A 6,174-nucleotide genomic window follows, 5' to 3' on the forward strand; every position below is an offset into this window, starting at 1 on the left:
ACGCCCGCGGCCCGGTGCGCGCCGGCCAAGCCCCTGCGGCCCGCCAAGCGCCCTGCGTCTGAGACAATCCCGCAGTGGACATCTCCAACCTCATCCAAACCGTTCTGATCTACGCCCTGCCGGTGCTGTTCGCCATCACCGTGCACGAGGCGGCCCATGGCTACGCGGCCCGCCACTTCGGCGACAACACCGCCTACATGCTGGGGCGCATCACGCTCAACCCGCTCAAGCACATCGACCCGGTCGGCACCATCCTGATGCCGCTGCTGCTGTATTTCGCCACCTCGGGCGCCTTCCTCTTCGGCTATGCCAAGCCGGTGCCGGTGAACTTCGGCAACCTGCGCAATCCCAAGCGCCACATGGTGTGGGTGGCGCTGGCAGGCCCGGCCTCCAACTTTCTTCAGGCCTTGCTGTGGGCCATTGTGCTGGTGGCCCTGGTGGGGGCTGGCGTGGACGAGCGCTTCTTCATCGAAATGGCGCGCGCCGGCGTGCTGGTGAACCTGGTGATGTGGGCCTTCAACCTGTTTCCGCTGCCGCCGCTCGACGGCGGGCGCATCCTGGTGGGCCTGTTGCCGTGGCGGCAGGCGCACATGGTGTCTCGCATCGAGCCCTGGGGCTTTTTCATCGTGATGGGCCTGGTGATTGCCGGCGTGGTGGGCTCGCTGTGGCTGCGCCCGCTGATGGGCCTGGGCTACACCCTCATCAACCTGCTGCTCACACCGCTCACCGCGCTGCTGAGATGAAACGCCCCCTGAGTCGCCTTTTGGCGCCCTCGCCCGCTCTTGCCTCGCTGCGCGATGCAGTGCGGAAGCGCACGCAAGCGAAGCACCGCAAGCGCGGCTTGGCGGCTCCTGCGCGGGAGCATTGGCCGGGGCAGCGCCAGTTCCAGGGGCCGCGTTTGCTACGCATCTCCGTGCCGAACCCGTTGGCACTTTCTCATTCTTTCCTGTTGACACCGTTTCCATGAGCACCACGCGCTTTCTCACCGGCATCACCACCACGGGCACGCCCCACCTGGGCAACTTCGTGGGCTCCATCCGTCCCTCGGTGGCGGCCAGCCTGCGGCCCGGTGTGCAGAGCTTCTACTTTCTGGCCGACTACCACGCGCTCATCAAGTGCGAAGACCCGGCACGCATCCAGCGCTCCACGCTGGAGATCGCCGCCAGCTGGCTGGCCGCAGGGCTGGACCCCGAGAAGGTCACGTTCTATCGCCAGTCCGACATTCCCGAGACCACCGAGCTGACATGGCTGCTCACCTGCGTGACCGGCAAGGGCCTGCTCAACCGCGCCCACGCCTACAAGGCCGCGCAGGACAAGAACGCCGCCGCAGGCCGCGAGCAGGACGACGGCGTGACCGCGGGCCTCTTCATGTACCCCGTGCTCATGGGCGCCGACATCCTGATCTTCAACGCCCACAAGGTGCCCGTGGGCCGCGACCAGATCCAGCACATCGAGATGGCGCGCGATATGGCAGCCAGCTTCAACCACCTGTATGGCGAACACTTCACGCTGCCCGAAGCAGCCGTGGACGAGCATGTGGCCACGCTGCCGGGGCTGGACGGCCGCAAGATGAGCAAGAGCTACGACAACACGATCCCGCTGTTCTCCTCGCGCGAACAACTGCGCAAGCTGATCGGCGGCATCCTCACCGACTCGCGCGCGCCCGGCGAGCCCAAGGAGGTGGAAGGCTCGGCCCTGTTCCAGATCTACCAGGCCTTTGCCACGCCCGAAGAAACCGAGGCGCTGCGCAAGCTGTATGCAGAAGGCATTGCCTGGGGAGATGCCAAGCAGATGTTGTTCGAGCGCATCGACCGCGACGTGGCACCCATGCGCGAGCGCTACGAAGACCTGATCGCCCACCCCGAGAAGATCGAGCAGACCCTGCTGGCGGGCGCCGAACGCGCGCGCCAGATCGCCACGCCGTTCGTGCGCTCACTGCGCTCTGCCGTGGGCCTGCGCAGCCTGTCGCAAGGCGCCGCAACACCCAAGGCCGCCAAGGCCGCCAAGGCCGCCCTGCCCAGCTTCAAGCAATACCGCGAAAGCGACGGCCGGTTCTATTTCAAGCTCGTCGCCGCTGACGGCCGCCTGCTGCTACAAAGCACGGGCTTCGCCGCACCCAAAGAGGCCGGCCAGGCCATCGCCAGCCTGCAACAACAGGGCGAAGGCGCCCTGGCCGCCCTGGCGGGCCAGCTGGCGCCCGTGGACGGCGTGCTGCAGCAAGAGGTGGCCTCAGCCCTGCAGCAGCTGGCGGAAGCAGCCAACGTGTGATCCTGGCATACGGGTGCAGACGCTATTGATTCAATAGCTGATCGCGCGCACCAGGAAAGCGCCCCAGGCCAAATGGCCCAAAAAAGACCTCCGTCCGAGGTCTTTTTCTTTGGCGCCGCCAGAAGACGGTGTGGGTGAAAGCGCCTGCCCAGGACAATTGACGGGCGGCTGCCGATCACCTGGCAGGCACATCCTGGCACGGGTGGCGAGCCGCGTCTCCAACGGACCAGCATAGTTCAGCGATAGCACCTTTTCCTTGGCCGTCGCCCACAGTCAATTCGTGGCGCGCGTCCCTTCCACAACCAGGTCCCACTGCCACTGCGGGTGCCGTGCCGCAGGCAGACCGCGCCGCATTCGCAACCCCAATCAAGTGTCACGCACAGGTCCCAGTCCATTGACACGGGGAGCCGTCTCTGCGGCGTGGCGCCGACCACCCCTCGCCCGCCAGCTGGTGCGCGGTGCCCGATCAGGGCGAATTGCCAAGTCTTCACGAGCCGAGCTCTGCAGCGCCACCAACCATGGGATGGCATGGCTTTGCGCGGTAGCGCCCCTTCGTTTCCCCTCTACCGCCCGTGGACGCCGACTGCCACAATGGTTTGCAAACCCCGCCCAAGGTGCAGCCCTTGCACCCACTTTCCCCTCGCGCCGCAGCCACGCCCATGCTTCGACGATTTTTCGCACTGCTCTGTGCCCTGACTTCGGCAGGCAGCGCCATGGCTGCGCCCCCCACGCCCGCGGCACCCAGCGTCTGGACCAATTCACTGGGCATGCCGTTCGTGAGGGTGCCCGCCGGCAGTTTCTGGATGGGCAGCGACGAGTCCGCGCAAACGCTGGCGCAAGCGTTTCCCCGGCTGGAGCCAAAGCGCTTCACCCTGCTCGGCGACGAGGCCCCGGTGCACCGGGTGCACATCCGACGCGCCTTTTATCTGGGGCAGCACGAAGTCACCGTGGGGCAGTTCCGGCGGTTCATCGAAGCATCTGGCTACCGCCCGGAATCAGAGGCCGACGGCACCGGCGGATACGGCTACAACCCCGATTACGACCCGGCCACCACCGCCCGGGGCGACGCCTTCGAAGGGCGCAACCCACGCTACTCCTGGCGCAACCCGGGCTTCGTGCAAGGCGACGACCACCCCGTCGTGAACGTCACCTGGAACGATGCCCAGGCCCTGGCCGCATGGCTCAGCCGCACCGAAGGCCACCGCTACCGCCTGCCCACCGAGGCCGAGTGGGAATACGCCTGTCGGGCCGGCACCCGCACCCGCTATCCCCACGGCGACGCGCCGGCCGGCTTGGTAAGCGAGGCGAACGTCTTCGACCAGGCCGCCGCGCCCTACTGGCCCCGCTGGCAGCAGCACGCTCTGCCGGGCAACGACGGTTACGCCTTCACCGCACCCGTGGGTCGTTTTGCCCCCAACGCTTTTGGCCTATACGACATGCTGGGCAACGCCTGGGAGTGGGTCTCCGACTGGCACAGCGACACCTACTACGCGCAATCCCCCCCATCAGACCCGCAAGGCCCCGCCGAGGGCAGCGTACGCGTGCGCCGCGGCGGGTCGTGGCACACCTGGGCGTTCTACGCCCGCTGCGCCTTTCGCAACTGGAACAGCCCCCAAACGCGCTACACCCTTGTCGGCATGCGCCTGGTGCGCGAAACGGACGAGGAAGATGGAATACGCGATGTTCCGCGCGAATCGTTGAGCGTTCCAATCGAAACCGGTGCCGGCCCGGTGAAGCCCATCAAATGATCGAGTCCAAAGACTGCAGGGCCGCCAGCCTCTTAGCGTTTTGCCCCACCATTTAGGAAAACTAGAAGCAGCACAGCTACGCAACCGCCAAAAGAAAAACCCCAAGTGAAATCAATCACTTAGGGTTTCATTTGGCGGAGAGGGTGGGATTCGAACCCACGGTAGTGTTGCCACTACGCCTGATTTCGAGTCAGGTACATTCGACCACTCTGCCACCTCTCCTGTGTGTCGAAGCCTGCGAGTATAGCAAGGTTTTCAGGGCTTCAAAACAGCAATCCCGCCCAGATAGGGACGCAACACCTCTGGCACGGTCACGCTGCCGTCCGCCTGCTGGTAATTCTCCAGCACGGCCACCAGGGTGCGGCCCACGGCCAAGCCCGAGCCGTTCAGGGTGTGCAGCAGTTCGTTTTTGCCCTGCGCGTTCTTGAAGCGTGCTTGCAGGCGGCGGGCCTGGAAGGCTTCGCAGTTGCTCACCGAGCTGATCTCGCGGTAGGTGTTCTGCGCAGGCAGCCACACTTCCAGGTCGTAGGTCTTGGCGGCGCCAAAACCCATGTCACCCGTGCACAGGCTCATCACGCGGTAGGGCAGGCCAAGCTTTTGCAGCACGGCCTCGGCGTGGCGGGTCATTTCTTCCAGCGTTTCATAGCTCTTTTCGGGGTGCACGATCTGCACCATCTCGACCTTGTCGAACTGGTGCTGGCGGATCATGCCGCGCGTGTCGCGGCCGTAGCTGCCAGCTTCAGAGCGGAAGCACGGTGTGTGGGCGGTGAGCTTGATGGGCAGTTGGTCTTCAGCCACCACCACGTCGCGCACAAAGTTGGTCAGGGGCACTTCGCTGGTGGGGATGAGGTACAGGGCTGCGTTGTCAGGCACGGGCTCGCCATCCTGGCCGCCCTTCTTCGCGGCAAACAGGTCGCCTTCGAACTTGGGCAGTTGGCCGGTGCCCTTGAGCGAGTCAGCATTCACAGCGTAGGGCACGTAGCACTCGGTGTAGCCGTGCTCTTGCGTCTGCACATCGAGCATGAACTGGCTGAGCGCGCGGTGCAGGCGTGCGATCTGGCCCTTCATTACCGTGAAGCGCGAGCCCGAGAGCTTGACGCCCATGTCGAAATCGAGGCCCAGCGGCGTGCCCACGTCCACGTGGTCCTTCACCTCGAAATCGAAGGTGCGCGGGCCTTTGCCGTCAGGACTCCAGCGGCGCACTTCCACATTGCCGGCCTCGTCGCTGCCCACGGGCACGGATTCGTGCGGCAGATTAGGCACGGCCACCAGCATGGCCTGCAGCTCGGCCTGGATCTGCTCCAGGCGGGCGGCGGATTGTTCCAGTTCGGCCTTGCCCGCCGCCACCTGGGCCTTGGCGGCTTCGGCGCCGTCCTTGTCGCCCCGGCTCATGAGCATGCCGACCTGCTTGGACAGCTGGTTGCGCTGGGCCTGCAGCTCCTCCGTGCGGGTCTGCAGCGTCTTGCGCTCGGATTCCAGCGCCTGGAAGGCTTCCACGTTCAGGAAGGCCTGGGGCTTTTTGCGGGTTTCGAGGCGCGCGATGGCGGTATCGAGATCTTTGCGGAGGAGAAGAATGTCAAGCATGGAGAGGATTTTAGGTCCCCCGGCTCGCATCGCGCCCTCGCCGGGGAGCGAGATGTCCCGGCGCGGTGGTGAGGACTTTGCGTGGTGGCAACGGCCGCAGGCGCCCCAGCGGCACGGGTGGCGCTGCGGCCGGGACCGCACAACCCCGTGAAAAGCCGTTCTGTGACCGCCCCTCGCACCTTCGCGGGGCTACGGCGCCAGGCAGCTCGAGTGCGTCACCCCAGGCTGGCCGGATCAAAGTTGGCGCCGCACAGGATCAGCGCCACGGTTTCCTGCGGCTCGGGCCGGTAGGCGCCGGTCTGCAGTGCTGCCAGGCCCAGTGCGGCGGCAGGCTCCACAGCCAGTTTCAGCTCTTTCCACAGCCACAACTGGGCGGCGCGGATGGCTTCGTCGGGCAGCAGCAGCGCATCGTGCACATGGCGCTGGCTTATGTCCCAGCCAATGGCGCCGACGCGGCGGGCACCCAATGAATCAGCGGCCACACCACCCACGTCCACATCCACCGGCTCGCCTGCGGCGCGCGCCGCGTGCAGGGTGGGCGCGCGTTCGGGCTCCAGCGCCACCACATGGGCCC

Annotated in this window: 5 protein-coding genes and 1 tRNA gene; 3 read left to right on the plus strand and 3 right to left on the minus strand. The window is 66.0% G+C overall.

The features are described from left to right. Nucleotides 1–74: 74 nt before the first annotated feature. The 3 genes from ACDELDRAFT_RS18005 (at nt 75) to ACDELDRAFT_RS18015 (ending at nt 4,016) form a co-directional block, all read left to right on the plus strand. Nucleotides 75–743, plus strand: a complete 669-nt coding sequence (locus tag ACDELDRAFT_RS18005; protein WP_005799417.1) for a site-2 protease family protein — start codon at nt 75–77, stop codon at nt 741–743. A gap of 220 nt (nt 744–963) precedes the next feature. Then, nucleotides 964–2,268: a tryptophan--tRNA ligase gene (locus tag ACDELDRAFT_RS18010; protein WP_005799418.1), complete on the plus strand. Its 1,305-nt coding sequence runs from the start codon at nt 964–966 to the stop codon at nt 2,266–2,268. A 713-nt stretch (nt 2,269–2,981) separates the two neighbouring features. Continuing rightward, nucleotides 2,982–4,016 carry a formylglycine-generating enzyme family protein gene (locus tag ACDELDRAFT_RS18015; RefSeq protein WP_005799419.1) on the plus strand — a complete coding sequence of 345 codons (1,035 nt, stop codon included), beginning with the start codon at nt 2,982–2,984 and terminating at the stop codon, nt 4,014–4,016. 132 nt (nt 4,017–4,148) lie between these two features. On the opposite strand, the gene ACDELDRAFT_RS18020 is transcribed toward ACDELDRAFT_RS18015, so the two are convergent. The 3 genes from ACDELDRAFT_RS18020 to ACDELDRAFT_RS18030 all read right to left on the minus strand — a co-directional run. Then, a tRNA-Ser gene (locus ACDELDRAFT_RS18020) sits at nt 4,149–4,238 on the minus strand. Nucleotides 4,239–4,271: 33 nt separating this feature from the next. Continuing rightward, nucleotides 4,272–5,600, minus strand: a complete 1,329-nt coding sequence (gene serS, locus ACDELDRAFT_RS18025) for a serine--tRNA ligase (protein ID WP_040329868.1) — start codon at nt 5,598–5,600, stop codon at nt 4,272–4,274. A 215-nt stretch (nt 5,601–5,815) separates the two neighbouring features. After that, nucleotides 5,816–6,174 (minus strand): pyridoxal-phosphate dependent enzyme (locus ACDELDRAFT_RS18030; protein ID WP_005799421.1); only part of this gene is annotated, 359 nt, incomplete at its 5' end.

Origin of the sequence: Acidovorax delafieldii 2AN (assembly GCF_000175235.1) — a bacterium.
Taxonomy (GTDB): Bacteria; Pseudomonadota; Gammaproteobacteria; order Burkholderiales; family Burkholderiaceae_C; genus Acidovorax; species Acidovorax delafieldii_B.

Excerpts from the sequence above, each read along its gene's own strand:
- serS (WP_040329868.1), bottom strand. The coding sequence starts at position 5,600 with ATGCTTGACATTCTTCTCCTCCGCAAAGATCTCGATACCGCCATCGCG.
- ACDELDRAFT_RS18015 (WP_005799419.1), top strand. The coding sequence starts at position 2,982 with ATGGCTGCGCCCCCCACGCCCGCGGCACCCAGCGTCTGGACCAATTCA.
- ACDELDRAFT_RS18010 (WP_005799418.1), top strand. The coding sequence starts at position 964 with ATGAGCACCACGCGCTTTCTCACCGGCATCACCACCACGGGCACGCCC.